This window comes from Bacillus stercoris (assembly GCF_029772985.1).
GTDB classification, from domain to species: Bacteria; Bacillota; Bacilli; order Bacillales; family Bacillaceae; genus Bacillus; species Bacillus stercoris.
Window position 1 is genome coordinate 3,730,313 of record NZ_CP121861.1, and the last position, 26,673, is coordinate 3,756,985.

The 26,673-nt window shown below is 44.7% G+C and carries 22 protein-coding genes, 4 tRNA genes, 3 rRNA genes, 1 pseudogene and 1 riboswitch; of the genes and pseudogenes, 7 read left to right on the forward strand and 23 right to left on the reverse strand.

The window, feature by feature from the left end:
* Positions 1–105 precede the first annotated feature (105 nt).
* Positions 106–2,034 (forward strand): ABC-F family ATP-binding cassette domain-containing protein, encoded by a 1,929-nt coding sequence (locus QA442_RS19270; protein WP_095432105.1) that lies wholly within the window; start codon positions 106–108, stop codon positions 2,032–2,034.
* A 225-nt stretch (positions 2,035–2,259) separates the two neighbouring features.
* Here QA442_RS19270 and tsaD read toward each other — a convergent pair whose 3' ends face one another.
* From tsaD to QA442_RS19330, 12 genes are all read right to left on the reverse strand, one after another.
* Entirely contained in the window at positions 2,260–3,300 is a 1,041-nt protein-coding gene (tsaD, locus tag QA442_RS19275; RefSeq protein ID WP_069840093.1) for a tRNA (adenosine(37)-N6)-threonylcarbamoyltransferase complex transferase subunit TsaD, read from the reverse strand.
* Positions 3,293–3,748: a ribosomal protein S18-alanine N-acetyltransferase gene (gene rimI / locus QA442_RS19280; protein ID WP_003243019.1), complete on the reverse strand. Its 456-nt coding sequence runs from the start codon at positions 3,746–3,748 to the stop codon at positions 3,293–3,295. The genes tsaD and rimI overlap by 8 nt, the downstream gene beginning before the upstream one ends.
* Before the next feature lie 9 nt (positions 3,749–3,757).
* Positions 3,758–4,447 carry a tRNA (adenosine(37)-N6)-threonylcarbamoyltransferase complex dimerization subunit type 1 TsaB gene (gene tsaB / locus QA442_RS19285; RefSeq protein WP_095432104.1) on the reverse strand — a complete coding sequence of 230 codons (690 nt, stop codon included), beginning with the start codon at positions 4,445–4,447 and terminating at the stop codon, positions 3,758–3,760.
* Positions 4,428–4,904 (reverse strand): tRNA (adenosine(37)-N6)-threonylcarbamoyltransferase complex ATPase subunit type 1 TsaE, encoded by a 477-nt coding sequence (gene tsaE, locus QA442_RS19290; protein ID WP_095432103.1) that lies wholly within the window; start codon positions 4,902–4,904, stop codon positions 4,428–4,430. Before tsaE ends, tsaB begins: the two co-directional genes overlap by 20 nt.
* A gap of 14 nt (positions 4,905–4,918) precedes the next feature.
* Entirely contained in the window at positions 4,919–5,896 is a 978-nt protein-coding gene (thiL, locus tag QA442_RS19295) for a thiamine-phosphate kinase (protein WP_095432102.1), read from the reverse strand.
* A 180-nt stretch (positions 5,897–6,076) separates the two neighbouring features.
* Positions 6,077–6,153, reverse strand: a tRNA-Asp gene (locus QA442_RS19300).
* Between the two features lie 65 nt (positions 6,154–6,218).
* Positions 6,219–6,295: transfer RNA gene (locus tag QA442_RS19305), tRNA-Met, on the reverse strand.
* Between the two features lie 20 nt (positions 6,296–6,315).
* A 5S ribosomal RNA gene (gene rrf, locus QA442_RS19310) occupies positions 6,316–6,431 on the reverse strand.
* 54 nt (positions 6,432–6,485) lie between these two features.
* Positions 6,486–9,413 (reverse strand): 23S ribosomal RNA (locus QA442_RS19315).
* 170 nt (positions 9,414–9,583) lie between these two features.
* Positions 9,584–11,133 (reverse strand): 16S ribosomal RNA (locus QA442_RS19320).
* The 16S, 23S and 5S rRNA genes sit together here with 4 tRNA genes alongside, the layout of an rRNA operon.
* 96 nt (positions 11,134–11,229) lie before the next feature.
* A tRNA-Gly gene (locus QA442_RS19325) sits at positions 11,230–11,303 on the reverse strand.
* Positions 11,304–11,317: 14 nt separating this feature from the next.
* A tRNA-Arg gene (locus tag QA442_RS19330) sits at positions 11,318–11,394 on the reverse strand.
* A 288-nt stretch (positions 11,395–11,682) separates the two neighbouring features.
* On the opposite strand from QA442_RS19330, the pseudogene QA442_RS19335 reads away from it, so the two are divergent.
* Positions 11,683–12,070 (forward strand): annotated as a pseudogene (locus QA442_RS19335) (manganese catalase family protein); the annotation flags it as partial.
* A gap of 90 nt (positions 12,071–12,160) precedes the next feature.
* Here the strand turns inward: QA442_RS19335 and gmuG are convergent.
* The 8 genes from gmuG to QA442_RS19375 form a co-directional block, all read right to left on the reverse strand.
* Positions 12,161–13,249: a mannan endo-1,4-beta-mannosidase gene (gene gmuG, locus QA442_RS19340; protein ID WP_095432936.1), complete on the reverse strand. Its 1,089-nt coding sequence runs from the start codon at positions 13,247–13,249 to the stop codon at positions 12,161–12,163.
* Between the two features lie 18 nt (positions 13,250–13,267).
* Positions 13,268–14,215, reverse strand: a complete 948-nt coding sequence (gene manA, locus QA442_RS19345) for a mannose-6-phosphate isomerase, class I (protein WP_095432935.1) — start codon at positions 14,213–14,215, stop codon at positions 13,268–13,270.
* Entirely contained in the window at positions 14,212–15,111 is a 900-nt protein-coding gene (locus QA442_RS19350) for an ROK family protein (protein WP_095432934.1), read from the reverse strand. The genes manA and QA442_RS19350 overlap by 4 nt, the downstream gene beginning before the upstream one ends.
* Before the next feature lie 28 nt (positions 15,112–15,139).
* The gene (gene gmuR / locus QA442_RS19355) at positions 15,140–15,853 is read right to left on the reverse strand and encodes a transcriptional regulator GmuR (RefSeq protein WP_014662999.1); all 714 of its coding nucleotides are present in this window, start codon (positions 15,851–15,853) and stop codon (positions 15,140–15,142) included.
* A 147-nt stretch (positions 15,854–16,000) separates the two neighbouring features.
* Positions 16,001–17,398 (reverse strand): 6-phospho-beta-glucosidase GmuD, encoded by a 1,398-nt coding sequence (gene gmuD / locus QA442_RS19360; RefSeq protein WP_095432933.1) that lies wholly within the window; start codon positions 17,396–17,398, stop codon positions 16,001–16,003.
* 17 nt (positions 17,399–17,415) lie between these two features.
* The gene (celB, locus tag QA442_RS19365; protein WP_015715334.1) at positions 17,416–18,744 is read right to left on the reverse strand and encodes a PTS cellobiose transporter subunit IIC; all 1,329 of its coding nucleotides are present in this window, start codon (positions 18,742–18,744) and stop codon (positions 17,416–17,418) included.
* An 18-nt stretch (positions 18,745–18,762) separates the two neighbouring features.
* A complete protein-coding gene (locus tag QA442_RS19370; protein ID WP_095432932.1) occupies positions 18,763–19,095 on the reverse strand; it encodes a PTS sugar transporter subunit IIA in 333 nt (110 codons plus the stop codon).
* On the reverse strand, positions 19,095–19,406 hold the full coding sequence (locus QA442_RS19375; protein ID WP_014475989.1) for a PTS sugar transporter subunit IIB: 312 nt from the start codon (positions 19,404–19,406) through the stop codon (positions 19,095–19,097). The genes QA442_RS19370 and QA442_RS19375 overlap by 1 nt, the downstream gene beginning before the upstream one ends.
* A gap of 175 nt (positions 19,407–19,581) precedes the next feature.
* Positions 19,582–19,681: riboswitch (purine riboswitch) on the forward strand.
* Positions 19,682–19,736: 55 nt separating this feature from the next.
* Between QA442_RS19375 and pbuE the strand changes: the two genes are divergently transcribed.
* Positions 19,737–20,903: a purine transporter PbuE gene (pbuE, locus tag QA442_RS19380; protein WP_014662995.1), complete on the forward strand. Its 1,167-nt coding sequence runs from the start codon at positions 19,737–19,739 to the stop codon at positions 20,901–20,903.
* A 14-nt stretch (positions 20,904–20,917) separates the two neighbouring features.
* Here pbuE and QA442_RS19385 read toward each other — a convergent pair whose 3' ends face one another.
* Together QA442_RS19385 and QA442_RS19390 are read right to left on the reverse strand one after the other, a co-directional pair.
* Complete coding sequence (locus tag QA442_RS19385) at positions 20,918–21,529, reverse strand: YdhK family protein (protein ID WP_080488084.1); 612 nt, start codon at positions 21,527–21,529, stop codon at positions 20,918–20,920.
* A 144-nt stretch (positions 21,530–21,673) separates the two neighbouring features.
* On the reverse strand, positions 21,674–22,651 hold the full coding sequence (locus tag QA442_RS19390) for an HD domain-containing protein (protein ID WP_071581907.1): 978 nt from the start codon (positions 22,649–22,651) through the stop codon (positions 21,674–21,676).
* 81 nt (positions 22,652–22,732) lie between these two features.
* Between QA442_RS19390 and QA442_RS19395 the strand changes: the two genes are divergently transcribed.
* Complete coding sequence (locus QA442_RS19395; protein WP_069149059.1) at positions 22,733–23,212, forward strand: GNAT family N-acetyltransferase; 480 nt, start codon at positions 22,733–22,735, stop codon at positions 23,210–23,212.
* A 17-nt stretch (positions 23,213–23,229) separates the two neighbouring features.
* Positions 23,230–23,715 carry a YdhH/YoaO family protein gene (locus tag QA442_RS19400; RefSeq protein WP_095432034.1) on the forward strand — a complete coding sequence of 162 codons (486 nt, stop codon included), beginning with the start codon at positions 23,230–23,232 and terminating at the stop codon, positions 23,713–23,715.
* Positions 23,716–23,808: 93 nt separating this feature from the next.
* On the opposite strand, the gene fra is transcribed toward QA442_RS19400, so the two are convergent.
* Positions 23,809–24,180 carry an iron chaperone frataxin gene (gene fra, locus QA442_RS19405; protein WP_095432035.1) on the reverse strand — a complete coding sequence of 124 codons (372 nt, stop codon included), beginning with the start codon at positions 24,178–24,180 and terminating at the stop codon, positions 23,809–23,811.
* 327 nt (positions 24,181–24,507) lie between these two features.
* Between fra and phoB the strand changes: the two genes are divergently transcribed.
* The gene (gene phoB, locus QA442_RS19410; protein WP_095432036.1) at positions 24,508–25,896 is read left to right on the forward strand and encodes an alkaline phosphatase family protein; all 1,389 of its coding nucleotides are present in this window, start codon (positions 24,508–24,510) and stop codon (positions 25,894–25,896) included.
* A gap of 65 nt (positions 25,897–25,961) precedes the next feature.
* Positions 25,962–26,666 (forward strand): membrane lipoprotein lipid attachment site-containing protein, encoded by a 705-nt coding sequence (locus QA442_RS19415; RefSeq protein ID WP_095432037.1) that lies wholly within the window; start codon positions 25,962–25,964, stop codon positions 26,664–26,666.
* Positions 26,667–26,673 lie beyond the last annotated feature (7 nt).

Consider the following 26,673-nt stretch of genomic DNA (forward strand, 5'->3'; position numbering starts at 1 on the left):
GATCATACACTATTTTCTTCTCTATGTCTTATATGGCCAATGTATTGTTTGCTGACTTCTGGTTCATAAGCTACACTTAACTTATTATAACAGAGGTGAAATAATATGATGATCTTACAAGTTAATCAGCTGTCCAAATCGTTTGGTGCTGATACTATTTTAAACAATATAAAGCTGGAAGTCAGAAATCGTGATCGCATCGCCATTGTAGGAAGAAATGGCGCCGGAAAATCTACGCTCCTTAAAATTATCGCAGGCCAGCTTTCGTATGAAAAGGGCGAAATTATTAAACCGAAAGATACTACAATGGGATATCTCGCCCAGCATACTGGCTTGGATTCTAAGCTTACCATAAAAGAAGAGCTGCTGACTGTTTTTGACCACTTAAAAGCAATGGAAAAGGAAATGCGGGCTATAGAAGAAAAAATGGCGGCAGCTGACCCGGGTGAATTAGAAAGCATCATGAAAACCTACGACCGCCTTCAGCAGGAATTCAAAGATAAAGGCGGCTATCAATATGAAGCGGATGTCAGATCTGTGCTGCATGGCCTCGGCTTCAGCCATTTTGACGATTCTACACAGGTTCAAAGCCTCAGCGGAGGCCAAAAAACAAGACTGGCTTTAGGTAAGCTTCTGTTAACACAGCCTGATTTACTCATTCTCGATGAGCCGACAAACCATCTGGATATTGATACGCTTACCTGGCTTGAGCATTATTTACAAGGCTATTCAGGCGCCATTCTCATCGTTTCGCATGACCGCTACTTTTTGGACAAAGTGGTAAACCAGGTATACGAGGTATCAAGAGCCGAAAGCAAAAAGTATCACGGCAACTACAGCGCTTATCTCGACCAAAAAGCCGCGCAGTATGAAAAGGATCTTAAACTGTACGAAAAGCAGCAGGACGAAATCGCAAAGCTGCAAGACTTCGTAGACAGAAATCTGGCGAGAGCCTCTACCACCAAAAGGGCGCAAAGCCGCAGAAAGCAGCTTGATCGAATGGAAGTCATGTCAAAACCGCTTGGCGATGAAAAATCCGCAAACTTTCATTTTGATATTACAAAACAGAGCGGAAATGAAGTCCTCCGTGTTCAGGATCTCACAATCAGCTATGAAAACCAGCCGCCGCTTTTAACAGAAGTGTCATTCATGCTGACAAGAGGAGAAAGCGCCGCGCTTGTCGGCCCTAACGGAATTGGTAAATCAACATTGCTGAAAACATTAATAGACACCCTAAAACCAGATCAAGGAACGATCTCATATGGCTCAAATGTCAGTGTCGGCTACTATGATCAGGAACAGGCTGAACTGACTTCCTCTAAACGTGTTCTTGATGAGCTGTGGGACGAGTACCCCGGGCTCCCAGAAAAAGAAATCAGAACGTGTCTCGGAAATTTCTTATTCTCCGGAGATGACGTGCTGAAACCCGTCCATTCACTGAGCGGGGGCGAAAAAGCAAGATTGGCTCTAGCTAAGCTGATGCTTCAAAAAGCCAACTTTCTCATCCTTGATGAACCGACAAACCATCTGGACTTAGACAGCAAAGAAGTTCTCGAAAACGCGCTGATTGATTATCCAGGTACACTGTTATTTGTCTCACATGACAGATATTTTATTAACAGAATCGCCACAAGAGTGCTGGAGCTTTCTTCAAGCCATATAGAGGAGTATCTGGGAGATTACGATTATTATACAGAGAAGAAAACAGAGCAGCTTGAATTGGAGAAAATGAATCAGCAAGAGGAAACTGAAACAACGCCAGCTACAGTGAAGTCTGACTCCAAACGTTCCTACGAGGAAGAAAAAGAATGGAAAAAGAAAGAGCGCCAACGACTTCGTCGAATTGAAGAAATTGAAGCCAATGTTCAGAGCATTGAAGAAAACATCAGCCGCAATGATGAATTGCTATGTGATCCTGAAGTCTATCAGGATCATGAAAAAGTCCAAGCTATCCATGCAGACAATGAGAAACTCAATCAGGAGCTGGAATCCCTTTTGTCCGAATGGGAAGAACTATCCACAGAAGAAGATTAAAAAAGTCAAGCACCTCTTTTCAGGGGTGCTTTTTATCCACAGAAAATAACCTTATAAACAGGTGAAGTAAGCGCTTTATACACATTATCCACAAAATATTCTGAATTTATCCACTTGATTAACAGTGACTTCAGCCCTTTATCCATCTATATCTCTATAATCGCTCACAGATATGTGGATAAATTGTGAATTGTCTGTTAATAACCAATAAAAAGTCTCACGCTATTATCTCGTGAGACTTTGATAAGAAGTCAATTCAAGGCCAGGCTGCCCATTCATATCGTATGCACCGCGAATACCCTTTTCAAAAGCAATTGTGCCAGCGGCAGCAATCATCGCAGCATTATCTGTGCATAACGCTAACGGAGGAATGACAAGCGAAACCCCTTCATGCTGGGCAAATTCCTTTTCTAATGCAGCTCTGAGACCTCTATTTGCAGCTACTCCGCCGGCTAAAAGAACCTGTTTGACATCATATTCCTTTGCCGCGCGTGCCGTTTTGGTCACCAAGACATCGATCACACTATTTTGGAAGCTGGCAGACAAATCTTCCGGAGCAATCTCTTGCCCTTTTTGAGACGCATTATGAAGCGTATTGATCACTGCAGACTTCAATCCGCTAAAGCTGAAGTTGTAAGAGCCTTCTTCAAGCCATGCGCGAGGAAGTGGAATATTGTCATTCCCTTTTTCAGCTAGCTTGTCAATTTGCGGTCCACCTGGATATGGCAGACCCATCGTCCGCGCCACTTTATCGTAAGCTTCTCCTGCCGCATCATCAAGGGTTTCCCCAATGACTTCAAATGATCCATGTTCCTTCATATAAACCAGTTCTGTATGGCCTCCAGAAACGACCAATGCCAGTGCCGGGAACACGATGTCTTCTACAAGACGGTTCGCGTATATATGACCGGCTATATGATGAACGCCTACTAACGGAATGTTATGTGCAAAGCTCAATGCTTTAGCGGCATTCACTCCAATAAGAAGCGCTCCCACCAGTCCCGGACCTTCCGTGACTGCAATCGCATCAATATCCCTATACGTCATGCCAGCTTTGCGAAATGCCTCTTCTATAACCAAAGTGATTTGTTCAACATGATGTCTTGAAGCTATTTCCGGAACGACGCCTCCAAAACGCTTATGGCTTTCAATTTGAGAGGCTACTACGTTTGAAATGATCTCTTTTCCATTTTTCACAATAGCTGCCGCAGTCTCGTCACAGCTTGTTTCAATTCCTAATACGTACATGTCTTTTTGCTCACTCATTTATCGTCACCCACATAATTAACGCATCTTCCCCGTTATCAGTATAATAGTTCTTTCTTATTCCGCCGGGCTGCATCCCGAATTTCTTATATAAGCCTTGAGCAGGATGATTCGAAACCCTCACTTCAAGCGAAAGCCGTCTTGCATCTTTTTCTTTGCACAGTTCAACAGCTGAGCGAAAAAGCGTTTCTCCTAAAGACTGGCCGCGATACTCTGGTTTTATCGCTATATTTGTAATTTGGGCATCGTCCATCACAATCCAAATCCCGCAATACCCAGCTAGATGGCCGTCCTTTTCAATCACGAGATAATGAGCATACGGGTTTTCCAGCAGCTCATGATAAAACGAATCCTTCGTCCAAGGAGACGTAAAGGAGGATGCTTCGATTTCGTATACGTGATCTATATCCTCAAGCCGCATATTTCTGACCGCTGCTTTTGTTTTCATCCTATCACCCTACTTTTGACTTTCAATCCATTTCGCTTCAGCTTCTGCCAGCCGCAAGTAATCAGGGACAAGCCTATGAACATCAGCTGCTTCCTTTTCCTTCCCGAGAAAAGCCAATTCTGAAGGACGCGGGTTATGCTGGGCGGCAGTTCCAATGAACCCTTTTGTTCCAAGCACTTCCTCGATCATCTGCTTGTGAATAGAAGTATCATGACCTAAAAACAAAACTGGGCGGTCCTTTTCTTTTAGCATCTTCAGCCAATCTGCCAGCATCACATTTTGATCTGGAACGACTTGCTCTAAAAGCCCATTTTTGTACTCATACAGACCTGTGTACACCTGTCCCCGTCTAGCATCAAAGATTGGGCAGATCAGACCGTCAAAATGCCGGCCATTTGCCGCAAGCGTCTCAAGACTTGATACAGCAGCAATTGGAATGTCTAAAGACCAGGCAAGTGTTTTGGCCAGCGTCACACCTATTCTTACTCCTGTGTATGAACCAGGGCCTTTTGCAACGACAATTTTAGAAAGATCCTGCGGTGCCATATCACAATCACTCAGCAATGAATGAACAGCAGGCATCGCTCTTACAGAATGGTTTTTTTTCAAGTATGTAATGTATTCTGCTATAACGGTGTCTCCTCGAAGCAGCGCAATGCCCAATGTATAATTTGATGTATCAATTGCTAATATTGTCATGTCTACTTATCTCCTCACAAAGCATTTCGTACCGATTCCCGACAGCAGTAAAGGTGATTTCCCGCTCATTATCACCAGCTCTGTTAATGACAATTTGCAGACGCTCCTGCGGCAGCTGTTCTTCAATTAAATGAGCCCATTCAACGAGACAGACACCTTGTCCGTGAAAATATTCATCGAGTCCCAACTCTTCACTTTCATCCTCCATTCTATATACATCCATATGATAAAGAGGAAGCGAGCCATCGTTATATTCTTTTATAATTGTAAAAGTCGGACTGTTTACAACACGTGTAATTCCCAGCCCTTCCGCAAAACCTTTCGTAAAAGTCGTTTTACCTGCACCTAAATCGCCCTCTAATGTCAGGACGTCTCCCGGTTTAGCAAACGATGCAGCCAGCTTGGCAATTGCTTTTGTTTCTTCAGGATTTACGGTTCTCCACTTTAATTGCTTCACACGAGTCACCTGTCTTATTTAAAATGATTATATCCTTTTTTCTCTAAGATCCTTAATCCGTTATCAGTTTTTAGGATCACGTTGGATTCTGTTTTTTCTCTGACATGGCCAATCTTTGTAATGGGCAGTTGATGCGTTTCACACTTCTGCTTCAACACTTCCCACTCGTCATTTGAAACCGTCCCTGTCAGCTCAAAATCCTCACCGCCAAACAAAGCCCATTCTTTCCAATTACGATGAAGCTTAGGCAGATCAGAATGAATTGGAAGCATGCTTTCATCAATTTCAATTGAAACACAGCTGGCTTCTGCAATCTCGTTCAGTTCACTAGCCAATCCGTCACTAATATCATTTAAAGCCGCCCGATTCATACTTGAGCACAATCTGCCGACACTTACTCTTGGCTGAGGCCGTTTATGCCTGTGGATAAAGTAATCCGTTTCCACAGATGAGTTTTGAAGATTAGTCTCTTCCAGCAATAAAGAAAGTCCTGCTGCAGAAGAACCGATTTCACCCGTTACAAACACTATATCATTCGGTCTAGCCAAGCTGCGTAAACAGGCCCTTCCCTTTTCTACTTCACCGATCACAGTGACAGTTACGACTAATTTGTCAGAGATAGAGACTGTATCACCGCCAATCAGATCCATATGATATAGTTTCCCCAGTTCATTCATTCCTTCATACATCGCCTTGATTTCAGCTTTAGTCCATTTTGAAGGTACCGCAATTGATACCAAATAATATTTAGGAATGCCGCCCATCGCGGCAATATCACTTATATTAACGGCTAACGCCTTATACCCGATATCTTCAGGTGAGGAATAGTGTAATTTGAAGTGCACGTCTTCTACCATAGTATCAACACAAACAATTTCCTGAACGCCGTGTTTCGCAGTGTAGAGCGCTGCATCATCACCAATTCCTACATCAACGGAAGAATGGTGAATGGTCCGTGGAGTAATGCTATGTATCAAATCAAATTCATCCATGAAGCAAAACCTCCTTTCAACCCTGGTTATGCCTATATGTGCTCTCCCTAGTTTATCGAATTTTGCTAGAATATCCAAGAAGTTGCCGATATAAAGAAAGCTTGGCTAAGACACCAAGCAGAAGATACAGTAAAAGAAAACACAAAAAAAACGAAAACATGATCGTTTCGTTTACATTAATGGCGGTCCGGACGGGACTCGAACCCGCGACCTCCTGCGTGACAGGCAGGCATTCTAACCAACTGAACTACCGGACCATATTTATATAGTGTATTATTTCGGTTGCACCCTTTGGGCACTCCTTTTTTCATTCAAAATAATTTGGTTGCGGGGGCAGGATTTGAACCTGCGACCTTCGGGTTATGAGCCCGACGAGCTACCGAACTGCTCCACCCCGCGATGATATAATTAAGATAAAAGCTTGGCGGCGTCCTACTCTCACAGGGGGAAACCCCCGACTACCATCGGCGCTGAAGAGCTTAACTTCCGTGTTCGGTATGGGAACGGGTGTGACCTCTTCGCTATCGCCACCAAACAAATTGAGAGTGTTCTCTCAAAACTAGATAACAGGTGTGACATCATTCAAAATGTGGTTAAGTCCTCGATCGATTAGTATCTGTCAGCTCCATGTGTCGCCACACTTCCACCTCAGACCTATCAACCTGATCATCTTTCAGGGATCTTACTTCCTTGCGGAATGGGAAATCTCATCTTGAGGGGGGCTTCATGCTTAGATGCTTTCAGCACTTATCCCGTCCGCACATAGCTACCCAGCGATGCCCTTGGCAGAACAACTGGTACACCAGCGGTGCGTCCATCCCGGTCCTCTCGTACTAAGGACAGCTCCTCTCAAATTTCCTGCGCCCGCGACGGATAGGGACCGAACTGTCTCACGACGTTCTGAACCCAGCTCGCGTACCGCTTTAATGGGCGAACAGCCCAACCCTTGGGACCGACTACAGCCCCAGGATGCGATGAGCCGACATCGAGGTGCCAAACCTCCCCGTCGATGTGGACTCTTGGGGGAGATAAGCCTGTTATCCCCGGGGTAGCTTTTATCCGTTGAGCGATGGCCCTTCCATGCGGAACCACCGGATCACTAAGCCCGACTTTCGTCCCTGCTCGACTTGTAGGTCTCGCAGTCAAGCTCCCTTGTGCCTTTACACTCTGCGAATGATTTCCAACCATTCTGAGGGAACCTTTGGGCGCCTCCGTTACCTTTTAGGAGGCGACCGCCCCAGTCAAACTGCCCACCTGACACTGTCTCCCCGCCCGATAAGGGCGGCGGGTTAGAAGGTCAATACAGCCAGGGTAGTATCCCACCGATGCCTCCACCGAAGCTGGCGCTCCGGCTTCCAAGGCTCCTACCTATCCTGTACAAGCTGTACCAACATTCAATATCAGGCTGCAGTAAAGCTCCACGGGGTCTTTCCGTCCTGTCGCGGGTAACCTGCATCTTCACAGGTACTATAATTTCACCGAGTCTCTCGTTGAGACAGTGCCCAGATCGTTGCGCCTTTCGTGCGGGTCGGAACTTACCCGACAAGGAATTTCGCTACCTTAGGACCGTTATAGTTACGGCCGCCGTTTACTGGGGCTTCAATTCGCACCTTCGCTTACGCTAAGCGCTCCTCTTAACCTTCCAGCACCGGGCAGGCGTCAGCCCCTATACTTCGCCTTACGGCTTCGCAGAGACCTGTGTTTTTGCTAAACAGTCGCCTGGGCCTATTCACTGCGGCTCTCTCGGGCTTTCACCCTAACAGAGCACCCCTTCTCCCGAAGTTACGGGGTCATTTTGCCGAGTTCCTTAACGAGAGTTCTCTCGATCACCTTAGGATTCTCTCCTCGCCTACCTGTGTCGGTTTGCGGTACGGGCACCTCTCACCTCGCTAGAGGCTTTTCTTGGCAGTGTGGAATCAGGAACTTCGCTACTATATTTCGCTCGCCATCACAGCTCAGCCTTATGGGAAACGGATTTGCCTATTTCCCAGCCTAACTGCTTGGACGCGGATATCCAATACCGCGCTTACCCTATCCTCCTGCGTCCCCCCATTGCTCAAATGGTGAGGAGGTGGTACAGGAATATCAACCTGTTGTCCATCGCCTACGCCTTTCGGCCTCGGCTTAGGTCCCGACTAACCCTGAGCGGACGAGCCTTCCTCAGGAAACCTTAGGCATTCGGTGGAGGGGATTCTCACCCCTCTTTCGCTACTCATACTGGCATTCTCACTTCTAAGCGCTCCACCAGTCCTTCCGGTCTGGCTTCACAGCCCTTAGAACGCTCTCCTACCACTGTTCGAAGAACAGTCCGCAGCTTCGGTGATACGTTTAGCCCCGGTACATTTTCGGCGCAGAGTCACTCGACCAGTGAGCTATTACGCACTCTTTAAATGGTGGCTGCTTCTAAGCCAACATCCTGGTTGTCTAAGCAACTCCACATCCTTTTCCACTTAACGTATACTTTGGGACCTTAGCTGGCGGTCTGGGCTGTTTCCCTTTCGACTACGGATCTTATCACTCGCAGTCTGACTCCCAAGGATAAGTCATTGGCATTCGGAGTTTGACTGAATTCGGTAACCCGGTAGGGGCCCCTAGTCCAATCAGTGCTCTACCTCCAAGACTCTTACCTTGAGGCTAGCCCTAAAGCTATTTCGGAGAGAACCAGCTATCTCCAGGTTCGATTGGCATTTCACCCCTACCCACACCTCATCCCCGCACTTTTCAACGTGCGTGGGTTCGGGCCTCCATTCAGTGTTACCTGAACTTCACCCTGGACATGGGTAGATCACCTGGTTTCGGGTCTACGACCACGTACTCATGCGCCCTATTCAGACTCGCTTTCGCTGCGGCTCCGCATCTTCTGCTTAACCTTGCACGGGATCGTAACTCGCCGGTTCATTCTACAAAAGGCACGCCATCACCCGTTAACGGGCTCTGACTACTTGTAGGCACACGGTTTCAGGATCTCTTTCACTCCCCTTCCGGGGTGCTTTTCACCTTTCCCTCACGGTACTGGTTCACTATCGGTCACTAGGGAGTATTTAGCCTTGGGAGATGGTCCTCCCGGATTCCGACGGAATTTCACGTGTTCCGCCGTACTCAGGATCCACTCAGGAGAGAACGAAGTTTTGACTACAGGGCTGTTACCTCCTATGGCGGGCCTTTCCAGACCTCTTCATCTACCTCGTTCTTTTGTAACTCCGTACAGAGTGTCCTACAACCCCAAGAGGCAAGCCTCTTGGTTTGGGCTAATCCCGTTTCGCTCGCCGCTACTCAGGGAATCGCATTTGCTTTCTCTTCCTCCGGGTACTTAGATGTTTCAGTTCCCCGGGTCTGCCTTCTCATATCCTATGAATTCAGATATGGATACCACTCCATTACGAGTGGTGGGTTTCCCCATTCGGAAATCTCCGGATCAAAGCTTGCTTACAGCTCCCCGAAGCATATCGGTGTTCGTCCCGTCCTTCATCGGCTCCTAGTGCCAAGGCATCCACCGTGCGCCCTTTCTAACTTAACCGTTAAAAAGAATCACTATGTGATATCTTGTATTACTAATTGAATGTGATGTCTACTGTTATCTAGTTTTCAAAGAACACGTTTCGAAGGAATGATCCTTCAAAACTAAACAAGACAGGGAACGTTCTGTTTATAAGACCCAAGGTCTTATATTCCGTATAATATCCTTAGAAAGGAGGTGATCCAGCCGCACCTTCCGATACGGCTACCTTGTTACGACTTCACCCCAATCATCTGTCCCACCTTCGGCGGCTGGCTCCTAAAAGGTTACCTCACCGACTTCGGGTGTTACAAACTCTCGTGGTGTGACGGGCGGTGTGTACAAGGCCCGGGAACGTATTCACCGCGGCATGCTGATCCGCGATTACTAGCGATTCCAGCTTCACGCAGTCGAGTTGCAGACTGCGATCCGAACTGAGAACAGATTTGTGGGATTGGCTTAACCTCGCGGTTTCGCTGCCCTTTGTTCTGTCCATTGTAGCACGTGTGTAGCCCAGGTCATAAGGGGCATGATGATTTGACGTCATCCCCACCTTCCTCCGGTTTGTCACCGGCAGTCACCTTAGAGTGCCCAACTGAATGCTGGCAACTAAGATCAAGGGTTGCGCTCGTTGCGGGACTTAACCCAACATCTCACGACACGAGCTGACGACAACCATGCACCACCTGTCACTCTGCCCCCGAAGGGGACGTCCTATCTCTAGGATTGTCAGAGGATGTCAAGACCTGGTAAGGTTCTTCGCGTTGCTTCGAATTAAACCACATGCTCCACCGCTTGTGCGGGCCCCCGTCAATTCCTTTGAGTTTCAGTCTTGCGACCGTACTCCCCAGGCGGAGTGCTTAATGCGTTAGCTGCAGCACTAAGGGGCGGAAACCCCCTAACACTTAGCACTCATCGTTTACGGCGTGGACTACCAGGGTATCTAATCCTGTTCGCTCCCCACGCTTTCGCTCCTCAGCGTCAGTTACAGACCAGAGAGTCGCCTTCGCCACTGGTGTTCCTCCACATCTCTACGCATTTCACCGCTACACGTGGAATTCCACTCTCCTCTTCTGCACTCAAGTCCCCCAGTTTCCAATGACCCTCCCCGGTTGAGCCGGGGGCTTTCACATCAGACTTAAGAAACCGCCTGCGAGCCCTTTACGCCCAATAATTCCGGACAACGCTTGCCACCTACGTATTACCGCGGCTGCTGGCACGTAGTTAGCCGTGGCTTTCTGGTTAGGTACCGTCAAGGTACCGCCCTATTCGAACGGTACTTGTTCTTCCCTAACAACAGAGCTTTACGATCCGAAAACCTTCATCACTCACGCGGCGTTGCTCCGTCAGACTTTCGTCCATTGCGGAAGATTCCCTACTGCTGCCTCCCGTAGGAGTCTGGGCCGTGTCTCAGTCCCAGTGTGGCCGATCACCCTCTCAGGTCGGCTACGCATCGTCGCCTTGGTGAGCCATTACCTCACCAACTAGCTAATGCGCCGCGGGTCCATCTGTAAGTGGTAGCCGAAGCCACCTTTTATGTTTGAACCATGCGGTTCAAACAAGCATCCGGTATTAGCCCCGGTTTCCCGGAGTTATCCCAGTCTTACAGGCAGGTTACCCACGTGTTACTCACCCGTCCGCCGCTAACATCAGGGAGCAAGCTCCCATCTGTCCGCTCGACTTGCATGTATTAGGCACGCCGCCAGCGTTCGTCCTGAGCCAGGATCAAACTCTCCGATAAAGTAGTTTGACTGACTACGCACATCGCTGTGCGATTTATAAAAATGAATTAACAGGTACGTTTTGTCTTGTTTAGTTTTCAAAGATCATTCAATAATGGAGCGGGTGATGAGAATCGAACTCACGACATCAGCTTGGAAGGCTGAGGTTTTACCACTAAACTACACCCGCGTGATATCTTATATTGGCGCGCCCGAGAGGAGTCGAACCCCTAACCTTTTGATCCGTAGTCAAACGCTCTATCCAATTGAGCTACGGGCGCTTATCAAGCGACTTAACTATCATACTATCATTCGTCGTTGAAGTCAAGAAGTTTTTTTAAAAATGTTTTTCGAATCTTTTTCAATTCGACTTTTCTTATTATACACATTTTAAAATTCTTGTAAACACCTTAGAAAAACTTTTTTGTTTTTCGCTTTGTTTCACGCTGTTCATCAGCGACGTTTAATAATATATCATGCCTGTTTTATTTGGTCAATACTTTTCCTGTATTTTTTATTTTCTTCTTTTACGCCTTTGTTTTGTATATATTTTATCTCATCTTACAAACAATATTAGATGGGTGTATAACAACGGAAACTTAATTACTGACCTGTTGGATAACTTGCTTCTTGAGTCGACAGGCGTACTGCCAAAAACAAGGATTTATGAAATGAGCTCTAATCAGACGTTTCGGGAAACACTTGCTTTTTTGATTGTACGCGACAATGCTCACCAGAATGCATTTGCGAAATCGCTCGAGACATTGGGCGTTGAGTTGGCGAAGCTCTCCCCTGTTCCAAATTATGATATTAACAGTGCAAAGAGTATGTTGAATTAGGCTACCATGATGCACAGTTTACCTTCAGGTTCGATGAAACGAGAATCGGCGAAATCTATCAAGGGAAATCTCCAGCCGAAATGGCGGAGAGTTACAAGTCATAGACCCTTCGGCAGGGTAGTCCGGGGTTAGGCGATATGAATGCCTAATCAAGGCGGGAAGGTGCTCAATGAAACTTCTTGAGCACCTTCTAATTTGTGAAAATCATTCATTCAACGATTGGCGTTAAAGAATCGCCATTCCATATTTCTCCCTTATTGAGCGTCCAGCTGTCATGATATAAAGCTGAAGCACCTTTGTTTACTGCTGGGCTCCATTCATCATTCCATGCGAGAAAGTAAATGGTTTTAGGATATTTTTGTTTTATGGCATTGATGAACAGGCTGTAATCGAAGCTGCCGTTTGCTGTTTGCGGGCCCACTTCTGTAAAAGCAAATGGTTTATTAAGCGCCGTTAGCTGATCATATCCTTTTATCGAATAGGCGTCTTGGAAATACGCATCTAGTCCGACAATATCCACGTAAGACGCACCAGGGTAAAAATCGGTTTTGAAATCTCGATTGGCGTCGGGGGAGTAAACCCAAAGCAAATGATCAAGTCCTCTTGTGTCGGTCATATAATGATAGATTTTCTTGTAGAGCTGTTTATATAGAGAGATTCTTTCATTATCCTTTTGATTATATGATGTAAGTCCCCACCAAAACCATTCACCGTTCATTTCATGCAGCGGCCTGAATAGAACTGGCACACCTTGGTTCTCCAGCTCTTGAAGTCCGTCAGCAACTTTACTGAGCATGGCATTTAGCCGCTTCCCTTCTACTGTTGAAGAGTCTAGTATTTTTTTATACTGATCATTTGTAATCGGTGTTTTAAAATGCCCTGACTGAAAAGCAGGGTTCGCCAGGTGCAAACTGATTTGCGGAATTCCGCCATTTTTCCAATACGAAATTAAATCGCTGTTGCAGCTTACATCTATTGAATCTTCAATATTTGCTGTTTCAAGCCACCCTCTGGCATAATCACAGCCGTAAATAGCAGGCGATTGCCCGGCGGCGCTTCGGATTCTATCAGCCTCAGCCATAGAAAATGTGTCATGACTGTAACCTCCGAACGCGCCAGAAAGAACTCTGTTTTCCGTTCGGTTCGGCAGATGAGCAAGCCAATTCATCACTGCTTTTGTTGTCTGCTGTGCATTAGGATTTACAGGAGACACAGTATGCGCTTCAATTGGTTTTGCTAAAACAGCAGACGCAAGTAAAAATAAAATGAGCAAAGAGATCATATATTTCTTAACCACATCCAACTCCTCCATTCATTAAGGGTGAGATATCATGAATTCACAGTTTCCTTCTATTGAAAATTCGCCAAAATGCGCAGGCAGAATAAAGTGTGAGCCTGCAGTGCATTTATACTGAATACCATTATTGATGATTCGTCCTGATCCGCTCAGCACACTGCCCAGCAAATAGGTTTGATGAGAAGGAAAAGAAGCTCGGCCGCTAATCTTCCATTTGTACACTGAGAAATAATCTGATTGCACATAAACAGTGATCTCCGCGTTACCAGCTTCTTTCACTTCAGGTGTATGCGCTTTATCAATATGCGGTATCGTTATGACTTCCATGGCTTTTTCTATATGAAGAGATCTTTTTTCACCGTGGTCATTACAGCGGTCATAATCGTATACGCGATACGTGGTATCAGAGTTTTGCTGGATTTCAAGGACGAAGGTTCCTTCACATAAAGCATGGAGTGTACCGCTTGGCACATAAAAGAAATCTCCCGGCTTAATTTTGATTCTCCTCAGCAGCCCGTTCCAATCACCGCTTTCAATTCGCTGTTTGAACTCTTCCCTTGTGCTTGCGTGATGTCCTAAAATCAGTTCGGCGTCATCTTTGCAATCTATTATATACCAGCACTCTGTTTTACCAAGATCACCGTTTTCGTGCAGTTTTGCATAATCATCATCAGGATGGACTTGCACGGAGAGATCCATATTTGCATCAAGCAGCTTTACCAAAAGCGGAAACACCTTACCATCCGGAAACCCGAAGAACTCCGGATGATCTTGCCATACTTGATCAAGTGTCTTTCCTGCCAGCGGACCGCTTTTTACAACCGACGGACCATGAGCATGTGCAGAAACGGCCCAGCATTCACCTGTTTTTTCTGAGGGTATTGTGTAGCCGAAAGCATCGTAAAGCTTTGTTCCCCCCCATATTCTTTCTTTAAAAACAGGCTCCAAAAATATAGGGTGCTTCATGATCGCACCTCCCCGGATGCTGACTCTACTTGCAAGGCCTGTTGCGCTAAAACCAGCGTGCCGATGATTCCTGCATTACTGCCTAAATGTGGAGGTACTATATAATCACTTATATTTTCCGATAATTCAGAAAAATTAAAGTAGCTGTTCATGATCTTCGGTACATATTGATAGATATAAGGAAACACTTGTTTCTGTTGCATGACGCCGCCGCCAAGAATGATTTTTTTAGGTGCAAGGATCAAAATATACTGAGCCAGCGCTTGGGCAATATAGTACCCTTCCAGTTCCCAGACTTGGGTTAGATCTGATAAATCAGCAGCTTTTTTTCCCCAGCGGGCTTCAATAGCGGGGCCTGAAGCTAAGCCTTCAAAGCAATCTCCATGATAAGGGCACTTCCCTTGGTATACGTCATCCGGGTGCCTCCGGATATAAATATGGCCCATCTCTGGGTGTGACAGCCCCTGAAGGAGCCTCCCCTCTACAATAGCCCCCGCGCCTATGCCAGTGCCAATCGTTATATACAGGCAGCTGTCGAGCCCCTTCGCTTCACCGAAAAGGAATTCACCCAGCGCTGCAGCGTTAACATCCGTACTAAATCCGACTGGGATTTTCATTTCGTTCTTAACGGTTTGCAAAAAGGGATAGTGTCTCCAGCCCGCTTTCGGCGTGGCCGTAATGGTACCGTATGTTTGACTGGCTTTATCGTTATCAACAGGACCAAAGGAGCCGATGCCGATTGCCTGTAATGAAAATTGGCGAAAATATTGAATCACTTTCTCTATCGTTTCATCCGGCATCTTTGTGGGGAATTCTCTCCTGTCAATGATCGTTCCATCTTCTCTGCCGACAGCACAAACAAACTTTGTGCCGCCTGCTTCAATACCGCCAAGCATGCAGATGGCCTCCTTGTTGTCTCCGCAATCAGCGCCGTATGTTTACAGAAGTCACAACAAACTTGTCATGCCGATGACGTGAAAAGGAATATTCAAATGGAATCCCGGTATCTAAGAAGCCCACATGTTCAACTTCAAGAATTGGATCATCCTGTTTGCAGCCCAGATGCTGCTGGTCAATATGATCGGATTTGCAGGCTCTGATTTTCCGGTGTGTTCCGGCGATTTTGAGCTGCAGCACATTTGTAATATGATTGTAGATCGAATCATGAAGGACATCGTCATTAATGCCCGGGATTAAATGCGTCGGCATATATGTTTTTTCCAGTACATAGGGTTCACCTTCTACAATCCGCAGCCGAACGACATAATAAACCGGTGTTTTCTGATCAATAGACAAATGGGCGGCCACTTCCTCAGTGGGAAATTGCACTTCAAACTGAATGACCTTGCTTTTGATTTTTTTATCTTTCAGCAAGTTGGTCAATCCCAGAATCTCATTGCTGACTACATGGACATGGTCATCCTGTATTGCAGATTGAATAATAAACGTGCCATGGCCGCGTTTTCTGAACAGCAGACCCTCGGCAACTAAATTATCCAAGGCTCTCTTCATCGTCATACGGCTTGAGTTAAATTCTTTTGCAAGAGATACTTCATCAGGAATGGGCTGATCGATCGGATATACGTTATTTTTAATTCTTTTTCTCATTTCATTTGCAATGATTTCGTATTTATTCATTGGTATCCTCCGGCAGCTGTTAGAGTCTGATATCACATAAGCTTTTACGGATATCATAAGTTCTTTTCCCTATTTCATCAATGTTGCGGCTGTTCGTCATCTCTATTCATCATGATGATTGCCGGAAGATCTTGACCTTAAGAAAATCTAGAAACCGTTTTGCTCAGCAACCGTTTTGAACCATTTTCCGCTCTTTTTGACGGTTCTTTCTCCTTCTTTCTCGAGATTGACTGATACAAACCCGTATCGGTTTTTGTAGGCATTTGTCCAAGACCAGTTGTCCATGAACGTCCATAAGTGATAGCCCTTTACGTTCGATCCTTCCTGCATGGCGCGGTGAATCCATTTAAGGTGCTCTTTTATAAATTCAATCCGGTAATCATCCTGAATCATGCCTTGTTCATCCCTGAAGCGCTCTTCGCCTTCAACTCCCATGCCGTTTTCAGAGATAAAACACTCGATGTTCCCGTAGTTTTCTTTTAAATTGACCAAAATATCATAAATGCCTTTTTCATAGATCTCCCAGCCCCGATGCGGATTCATTTTGCGGCCCGGCATGACGTAAGGATCAAAATACCTGTCCGGCAAAAAAGGAGCGTCGGGATTCGGAAGATGTTCTTTTGCTTTCACACGTCTCGGCTGGTAATAATTCACTCCCAACAGGTCAACCGTGTTCTTTTTGATGATGTCAAGATCTTCAGGGTTGTAATCAGGCATAAAGCCTTCATTCTTCAAAATGTCAACCAGCTCTTTCGGAAACTCGCCTTTGACAGATGGGTCTAAAAAGGATCTGTTAAAAAACGCGTCTGCGATTTTTCCGGCTTTCACATCCGCCGGATGGCTGCTTCTCGGGTATGATGGGGTCAAATTTAAAATGATGCCGATTTTTCCGTCCTGTTCCATCTCCCTGTAAGCCTGAATCGCGCGGGCACTTGACAGCATCGTATGAAATCCGACCTGGACAGCCTCTTTAAAGTCGACCTTGTTTGGATAATGAAAATCATATAAGTAGCCGCCTTCTACGGGAACGATTGGTTCATTATGCGTGAACCATTTTTTCACTCTGCCGCCAAACAAACGGAAACACGTTCTTGCATAGTTTTCATAAGCGTCAACCGTCTCTCTGTTTACCCAGCCGCCGATTTTTTGAAGCGCCATCGGCATATCGAAATGAAACAAATTGACAAAAGGTTCAATTCCGTTAGCGATCAACTCATCAATGACATTATTATAGAAATTTACGGCTTTATCGTTGATCTCGCCTGTTCCGTCTGGTATGAAACGCGACCAGGAAATCGACATCCGGAACGAGTTGTGGCCAAGCTCCTTCATCAGCCTGATATCTTCTTTATAATTGTCGTAAAATTGGGATGTGGCTGCGGGTCCGACATGGTCAAAAAAACGATGCGGTTCTTTCTCAAACCAATAATCCCATATATTCTGCCCTTTTCCGTCTCTGTCGGCAGCACCCTCCGTTTGTGTTGCTGAAGCGGATGATCCCCACCAAAAATCTTTCGGAAAACGATATTGTTCTGTTTGTGCCAAGTCTCTCTCCCCTTATGTCACATTTTAATGCTGTTATCATTTTGCTGAGCAGCTGTTTCCTGCACAGCCTGTTCTTTTTCTTTTGCCAGATTTAATTTATCCATTGCTTTTAGGAACGGAAACCAAATCACGAAGACAATCAGCAGATTGATAAGCTGCATCACGCCCCCCATGATCGAGTTCGTCGCCATGATGCCATTAATGAATAATGGAACCGTCCACGGCACCGTCACACCAGTCGGAGGCGGAACGAGCCCCGCTGACATGGCCAGATAGGTGACGAGCGTAACAACCATCGGCGCCAGCACCCAAGGCACAATAATGATCGGATTCATGACAATAGGAAGCCCGAAGATAATCGGTTCGTTTACGTTAAAAATACCGGGAGCGAGGCCAAGTTTTGATACTTGCTTCATCTGCCTGCTTTTCATGAAGATGAGAATGGTAAATACAATCGCAAGCGTCATCCCCGTTCCGCCCATCCCTACTGTATAAATCTCCATAAACGGTTTTGAAATAATATGAGGAATTTCTTTTCCCGCCGTGTAAGCAGAAAGGTTTTCTACCTGCAATGTATTCCAAATCGGGTCCATTACGGAGTTGATAATGATCTGTCCATGCAGTCCGAAAAACCAAAGAATTTGAATGAAAAACACGGCAATCAGCGTCGGAATGATACCGCTTCCAAGTCCGACAAGCGGAGCCTGAATCGCGTGATAAATGACGTCGTGCATATTTGTTTTGAAAAACAGAGTCACCATTACGTTAATCAGCAAAAATACGGTCAATGTGATAAAAGCCGGAATAAGTGCGGCAAATGATTTTGCTACAGCAGGCGGAACACCGGCTGGCATTTTGATTGTCAGGTTTTTCTGAACGATTCTTCTGTAGATTTCACCAGAAAGAAATGCCGTAATCATGCCAAGAAACATCCCTTTTGCACCGAGACGGTCGACCGGGATAACCCCTGTAATGGCATCTCCTGTTTCCGGCTGAACGATAAATGGCGTTAAGAGCAAAAAGGAAACCAAAGCGATCGCTCCGCCAAATACAGCTTCGACCTGATAGCTTTTTGACAGGTAATAGCCTATCCCGAACACAACAAAGACAGACATAATGCCCATAGTCGCCGTGGAGGCAATGCCGAAATGAGACTGAAACGATGTAAGCATTGAGGCGTTCATGATTTTGTTTAGAAACGGCAAATTCGTTAACACGACAAAAATGGACCCGAATATCGTCAGCGGGAAAGCCAGCATAAATGCATCACGCAGCACTTGCAAATAGCGGTTATTGTTTAACCTCCCTGCAATTGGAACAAGGAATTGGCTGATTTTCTCGAACACCCTATCCACCCCGATTATTTATAGATTCTTGGTTTTAAAGAGATCAAGCATCTCTTTCACTAATTCTTTCATGGATAATGTTGACATCAGGTGATCCTCCGCATGCATAAGCAGCAATGAGAAAGCAGCTGCTTCTCCGCCGGATTCCTTCTGTATCATTTGAAAGTGAATGTCATGGGCCGCGGATAAATCCTGCTCCGCCTTGGCAATGAGGACATCCGCCTCGTCCTTGTTCCCTTCTTTATAGGCGCGCAGTGATTGTATGATGCAGCTGCGGGCATTTCCACTGTGCAGGATTAGCTGAAAACTGATTTGCTCGTCTGTTAAATTCGTGATTTTCATCTGTTCCATTATTGATTCACCATTAAGGACAATGCCTGCTCATACGCTTTTTTCCCATCCGCCATTCCGTAGGCCATCATGTCAATGACTTCAACTCGAATGTTGTATTGATCCGCCTCTTTTTGGAGTTCGCTTTTCAGAAAGCTCATTTGCGGACCAATCAAAACGGCATCCGCTTTTCTCATGTCTTCTTTTGCCTTATCTTGGCCAACAGCCCAAATCTCTGCTTCCTCACCGATAGACTGTGCGTATTCCTTCATTTTTGTCACCAATAAACTGGTAGACATTCCTGAACTGCACGCAAGTAATATTTTTTTCAACTGCTATCCCCCCTGTTATTGAAACGCTTACATGTATTATTATAGTCATTTAATTTTAAATGTCTATACTTTTATAAAATAAATATAATCATATTTTTGTCCGGTTCATCGTTTTGTAAATTTTTCTATGGAAGATTCATTCATAATGTGTTACACTCATCAACGGAAACGAATCAATTAAATAGCTATTATCACTTGTATAACCTCAATAATATGGTTTGAGGGTGTCTACCAGGAACCGTAAAATCCTGATTACAAAATTTGTTTATGACATTTTTTGTAATCAGGATTTTTTTTATTTATCAAAACATTTAAGTAAAGGAGTTTGTTATGAATTTCAAAGTTTTCCTGCTTGCAGCTTCTACGATTGCAGTCGGATTGGTTGAGTTAATTGTGGGAGGGATTCTTCCTCAGATCGCAAATGATTTAGACATTTCCATTGTTTCAGCCGGACAGCTGATCAGTGTATTTGCGCTGGGATATGCAGTATCTGGGCCTTTGCTTTTAGCATTGACTGCGAAGGTTGAGCGGAAGCGCTTATATTTAATTGCTTTATTTGTTTTCTTCCTTAGCAATCTTGTCGCCTACTTCAGCCCTAATTTTGCAACACTGATGGTATCCAGGGTATTGGCGGCGATGAGTACAGGGCTGATTGTTGTACTTTCTTTAACGATTGCCCCGAAAATTGTAGCGCCTGAATACAGAGCCCGCGCAATCGGAATTATTTTTATGGGATTCAGCTCCGCGATCGCATTGGGCGTGCCGCTCGGTATCTTAATCAGCGATTCTTTCGGATGGCGGATTTTGTTCCTTGGCATCGGCCTGTTGGCGCTGGTCTCCATGCTGATTATTTCAATCTTCTTTGAAAGAATACCAGCAGAGAAAATGATTCCTTTCCGGGAACAACTCAAGACGGTTGGCAATCTGAAAATTGCGAGTTCACATCTCGTCACGATGTTTACATTGGCTGGGCATTATACACTGTATGCCTACTTTGCTCCGTTTTTAGAAGAAACTCTTCACCTGAGTTCTTTCTGGGTCAGCATTTGTTATTTCCTTTTCGGGATATCCGCTGTATGCGGAGGCCCTTTCGGAGGAGCGCTTTCAGACCGGCTTGGTTCTTTTAAGAGCATTTTGCTGGTAACCGGTTCCTTTGCCATCATTATGTTCTTACTGCCGCTGTCTACATCGTCTATGATTTTCTTTTTGCCTGTCATGGTCATTTGGGGTCTTCTGAGCTGGAGCCTCGCCCCCGCTCAGCAAAGCTATTTAATTGAAATTGCACCAGATTCCTCTGACATTCAGCAAAGCTTTAACACATCGGCCCTCCAAGTCGGAATTGCCCTTGGCTCAGCCATTGGCGGTGTTGTTTTGGATCAGACGGGTACTGTGGTGTCAACGGCATGGTGCGGCGGATCGATTGTGATCATCGCTGTCCTGTTTGCTTTCATTTCTTTGACCAGACCTGTTCAGACAGCAAAAAAATCCTCCTTGTAAAAGGAGGATTTTTTTTATGATTTAGCTGAAAGCTCATCTTCGGTGACCCATTTGTGGTTTTTCACTTTTTCGCCGCTTGTTGTCGATGTATAGTCAACCATGTATACAGTTGTTTTTTCCGCGGAGTCGATCTCAGCTGTTGCTCCTTTCATGCCTTTCATATGAGAAGCCTCTAAAATCGCCTGATCTCCGGGTTGTAACGTTTTATCTCCGGCATCTTTGATTTCTTCTTGGATGACCCATTTGTGATGATCCACGCGCTGTCCTCCGTTTGTCGGAGTATAAGAGACAACATACGCCGTTGTATCGTAGGCGCCTGTCACTGTGGCTTCGGCACCTTTCATGCCTTTCATATGGGAAGCCTTGATGATTACCTGGCTGCCTACTTTGTATTTTGGATTTTTAGATTCCTGTAATCCCTCTGGAACGTCAGCTGATCCGGAATGGTCCATCTCTTCATGTGTTGAGGAATTGTCATGTGTGCTTTGTTTCGTACTGTTATTGTTGCCGCACGCTGATAAAACAAAAACAAGAGATAACATCAGAATTCCCAGTGCATTTTTAGAGATTTTCATGTTCATTCTCCTTTGCTTCATTTTTTTACTGTAACTTTTGCCCGCAGACAATGAAAAATAACATGCCCTCTCGATAATACTATACCCCCGAATGGTATGTAAATGCGCTGATGTTCTCATAAAACGTTCCCGCAGTTTGTCCTATTCCCCTCAACTTGTAAAGCCAAACATGAAAAAGCCGCTGTCAGGCGGCAATTACTGATTTAAGATTTTGATATACACACCTTTTTTTGCTTTTTGATAGGCTGCCTCACCCATTTTCCTCACCTGTTCAGAAGCATCTGAGGATTTGATCCATTTGTCATCGTGAAAAATAGATGGGTCGATAAGACGCATTTTCTTCTTTTGATGAAAATCGTACTGGATGTCATCTTCTATTACTTGTATGCCGGGATGAATGGATGTAAGCAAGCTCAGAACTTCTTCATTTTTTGATGACCACAGGATGTTCAGTACCTCTTGATCCGTTTTCAGCAGATCCTTTGCGGATATGACATGATGCCGCAGCGCTGCCTTCAACGCTCGCGCTAAATATTCATATCCATATACATTCACGGGATCTAAAAAGAAATCAATCACTTCTTTGTAATACACACCGACAAACCATTCGGCGGCTTCGATACCGTCCGGAAACATCCTTCCGTTTCTCACAATAAGATGATCCAAAAAGGTTTGCGCTTCGTGCAGACTAATGTGCCCATATCGGTACATATCACGCAGCGTATAGTCTATCCGATCAGCACACAGCTCCGGTGCAGGCTGTTCGAGCAACGTCCATTTTGAATCGTCAAATAAAAGTTCTTCGCTTTGATAGCCGTATTTTTGTAAAATGTCCGGGATTTCAGAGTGAACAATGACTTGTTGATAGATGTTTTCATGATAGTCCTCGGCATGATTTTCAAAAACAATGTCGGCCACATGTGAAAAAGCCGTGTGTGATACATCATGGAGCAGGCCTGCAATCTGCTCTTCTATCGTTCCTCCGAGCTTTTTGATGAGGAGCATCACGCCGATGGAGTGCTCATACCTGGTCACATTCCACTTTCGATTGACTAAAAAGCTTGCTCCGCCTTGATAGATTCCTTTTAATCTTTGCATCGGAGCGCTTTTGATAAGCTCTTCCAGCACTCCGTCTATATGGTGCTGTCCGTAAATAACATCGTTGATTTCCATGCCGTCACCTCAACATCTATTTTCTTAGTGTTCATTTTATTGTATATATTGATCGTATACTTTCAATAGAGGAGTGTTACGATGATCATCATCCCAAACAATGAGATAGCGAAACAGATGTTGACCGATTTTTTTGCCAAGCATTGGGGTACACCCGAGATGGCGATTTCCAGCGGCATTTTTCGGTGTGATGAAATAGATGGATTTGCCGCCGTAAATGAGAGCGGCGAAATCATTGGCTGCATTACATACACAATAGATGGGAAAGACTGTGAAATTATTTCATTAGATAGTATGATTGAAAATAAAGGAATCGGCACCGCTTTACTTCAGCAGGTTGAAGCGACAGCTAAGCATGCACATTGTCAGCGAATAAAGCTTATCACAACGAATGATAATGTACATGCGATGGCGTTTTATCAAAAGAGAGGCTATCAATTCGCGGCAGTGTTTCCAAACGCAGTTGAAAAAGCGCGGAGGCTCAAGCCGGCGATTCCCGTGATAGCTGAAAACGGCATTTTGATTCGGGATGAAATTCTTTTTTTGAAGGTAATTGATTAAACGAAAAGGAGTCTTTTATGTCCAGTCATTATAAATACCCTCTCATTTTCACGGCATTCCTATTCATCGCTTTCTGCCTAATCTTTTTTTCCTATCGCCTGATTCATCATGTTCGTTTGGAGTATCCGAATTGGCAGGGAGAAAGCAAAGATCAGAATTGGGAAGCTGTTTTCAAAAAAAATGAAGATGCACCGAATGAATACAGCGGCGAACTTTATTGGATCGGCGATACAAATGAAACAGCCGACACTTATTTGGAATCACTGATTGTAAAAAAGGATAATGAGGTTCTGCTGAATTCTAACACAGAAATTCCAATGCGTGACTATTCCGGTGGCACTTTTCGTGATGGAAGCGCAAAAGAAAAGTCTGTTTCTTTTTTAGAGCGGTTAGATGAACATGAGCTTGAAGGCCATGATATAACCATTGAAGTGAAATGGAAGCAAGGTGATCATTATTCTGCGAGTCAGCTTACGCTCCATGAAAAGACCTTGTTTGAGTAAAAGCAGCAATAGATGATCAAAATTAAAAAAAAGACAAATGAAAAGGCGTAGCATATTTTAAACAGCTAATATGTTATGCCTTTTCTACTTTTTTCATTTCCGCCAAAAAGTGGAGCAGTCCGCCTTATCCAGAATATTAAACTCAATCATTTTCTCAAGTAGCGTGTAATCAACTGGACCGTTCCAGGGGATACGTATTAGCTGCTCGGTGTGGTCATATCCGGCCTTCACAATATCATCCTTTACGTGCGCTATCGTTACTTTTTCAGGAGCGACAGCTAAATGCTTTTTAGAAACACTAAAACCAATAATAAATGTACCGTGATCCGTAAACATCGGTTGGTTCCATTTTATTTCTGTATGTAAATTTGGATATTTATTTTTTATCCAAGTCAACACCTCATCGGTTCTATCGCGGTGGAACGGGTCATCAATCCCCGCTAAATACTCAGAAAAAACATCCATGTTGTTCCCTCCTAAATTAAATGATGCCGTAAAAGAGAAGTTCGTTAAAAGAATCCTGATAGTTCAAGATGTAAGCGGGTTGTTTATATGGGACGATATCAGTTATCAGTCCTCCTACTCACGACCAGTATCCATACCTTCAATTTATTTCTTTAGTACTATCGCTCTCTCCTTCTAAAACTTCTCATAAAAGAATAATCATTATTTAAGGGCCTCAGTTTATTATTCTTGTAAATCCAATCTTTAAAATCGATTAATACCAGCTTAACAGTTTAAAAATATAATTGGGTTGTCATTGAGATTTATCTATTTTAGGAGGTTATCCAGTTGAAAAAATTCCCGAAGAAATTACTGCCTATCGCGGTTTTATCATCTATTGCGTTCAGCAGCTTAGCCGGCGGCAGTGTGCCTGAAGCCAGCGCCCAGGAAAAGAAAAAGGGGAACCAAGACGAAATTAAGAATGTTATTGTTCTGATTGGTGATGGTATGGGTGTGTCTTATACGTCTGCTTATCGATACTTAAAGGATAATAAAAAGACAAAAGCTGTGGAGCCTACTGCTTTTGATCAGTATCTTGTCGGCCAGCAAACAACTTACCCCGATGATCCAGAACAAAATGTAACGGATTCTGCAGCGGCGGCAACGGCTATGTCTGCGGGAATTAAAACATACAATAATGCCATAGCCGTGGATAATGACGGGTCAGAGGCCAAAACGGTGCTTGAAGCTGCGAAAGAAAAAGGAAAAGCAACAGGACTTGTGGCTACTTCAGAAATTACACACGCCACTCCGGCCTCTTTCGGGTCACACGACCACAGCCGAAAAAATATGAATTCAATTGCAGATGATTATTTTGATGAAATGGTCAACGGCAAGCACAAAATTGATGTTCTTCTAGGCGGAGGAAAGAGCAATTTTGACCGTAAGGACCGTAATTTGATCAAGGAATTCAAAAAAGCGGGATACAGCTATGTGGATAACCGGAAAGACATGCTGAAAAATAAAGACAGCCAAGTTCTCGGCCTATTCGCTGACGGCGGCCTGCCTAAAAAGATTGACCGGACGAAGGATATTCCTTCACTTAAAGATATGACAAACACAGCGATTAAAAAGTTAAACAAGGATAAAGACGGATTCTTCCTCATGGTGGAAGGCAGCCAAATTGACTGGGCGGGCCATGACAATGATATCGTCGGCGCCATGAGCGAGATGGAAGACTTCGAACAAGCTTATAAGGCGGCTATTGATTTCGCCAAAAAAGACAAGCACACATTGGTTGTGGCAACGGCTGACCACTCAACCGGCGGATATTCCATCGGTGCGGACGGCATCTACAATTGGTTCAGTGAACCCATTAAAGCCGCAAAGCGCACACCTGACTTTATGGCAGAAAAGATCGCTGACGGCGCGAATGTTGAAAAAACGTTAAAAACATATATCGATCAAAAGAAATTGGCTTTAACAAAATCCGAAATTCAATCGGTTGAAGAAGCGGCCAAATCGAAGGAAGTGCTGGATATCGATAACGCCATCGAAAACATTTTCAATAAACGCTCTCACACTGGATGGACAACAGGGGGCCATACCGGTGAAGATGTTCCCGTCTATGCGTACGGTCCGTCTAGTGAGACATTTGCCGGCCAAATCGATAATACAGAAATCGCCAAAAATGTCTTCAAGGCTTTACAATACAACATTAAGATTAACGATAAGTAAAAGAATACAAGGTGTCCCGTTGCTTGTATGAAGTAACGGGATCTCTTTTTAATGGAGGAATCATCATGAGAAGAATTCTTTCAATTTTGGTTTTTGCCATCATGCTTGCGGGCTGCTCATCAAACGCCAGTACTGAAAAACAGTATGCAGGCGGGGAGAAAACAGTAAAGGCCGAGCCGCAAAGCACTTTATCCCAGAAGGACAGTACAGATGATTATCAGCCTAATTCCCAGGTAACTGATGACCGGTCATTGCTTAAGGTCGGCCAAACGTTTTCGGATGATAAGGGAAAAGCTGTCTTAAAAGATATCAAACAAGTGAACAAAACCTATAAGATTGGCGACGTGGAGTTAACGGTAAAAGAGATGAAGCTGATCCACTTGCGCCCGGACTACAGCATGATTGATTATTTTCATGAGTTAACACACGATGAAGAGTTCGATTTCGTTAAGGTTTTCGTTGATATTAAGAACACCTCTTCAAAAAAAGTAAATGTTGCGCCGATTGCCTTGATGAAAACAAATACAGGCGAAACCTTTGATTGGAACAAAGATATTTATCTTGAAGAGTTAAACGGCGAATTGGAAGGCGGCGCCGAAAAGTCCGGTAATCTCGGCTTTATTGTGAACGCATCAAGCGGCCATGCTCATGATAAAGAAGCAGATCAGAAGAAAGCAGAGATCAAGTGGATCGAAATCACGACAAGTGACGTCTTTGACCATAACCATCATAAAATCAGTGATGCTCAAAAGATCAAAATCAAGTTTTAAATGAAGA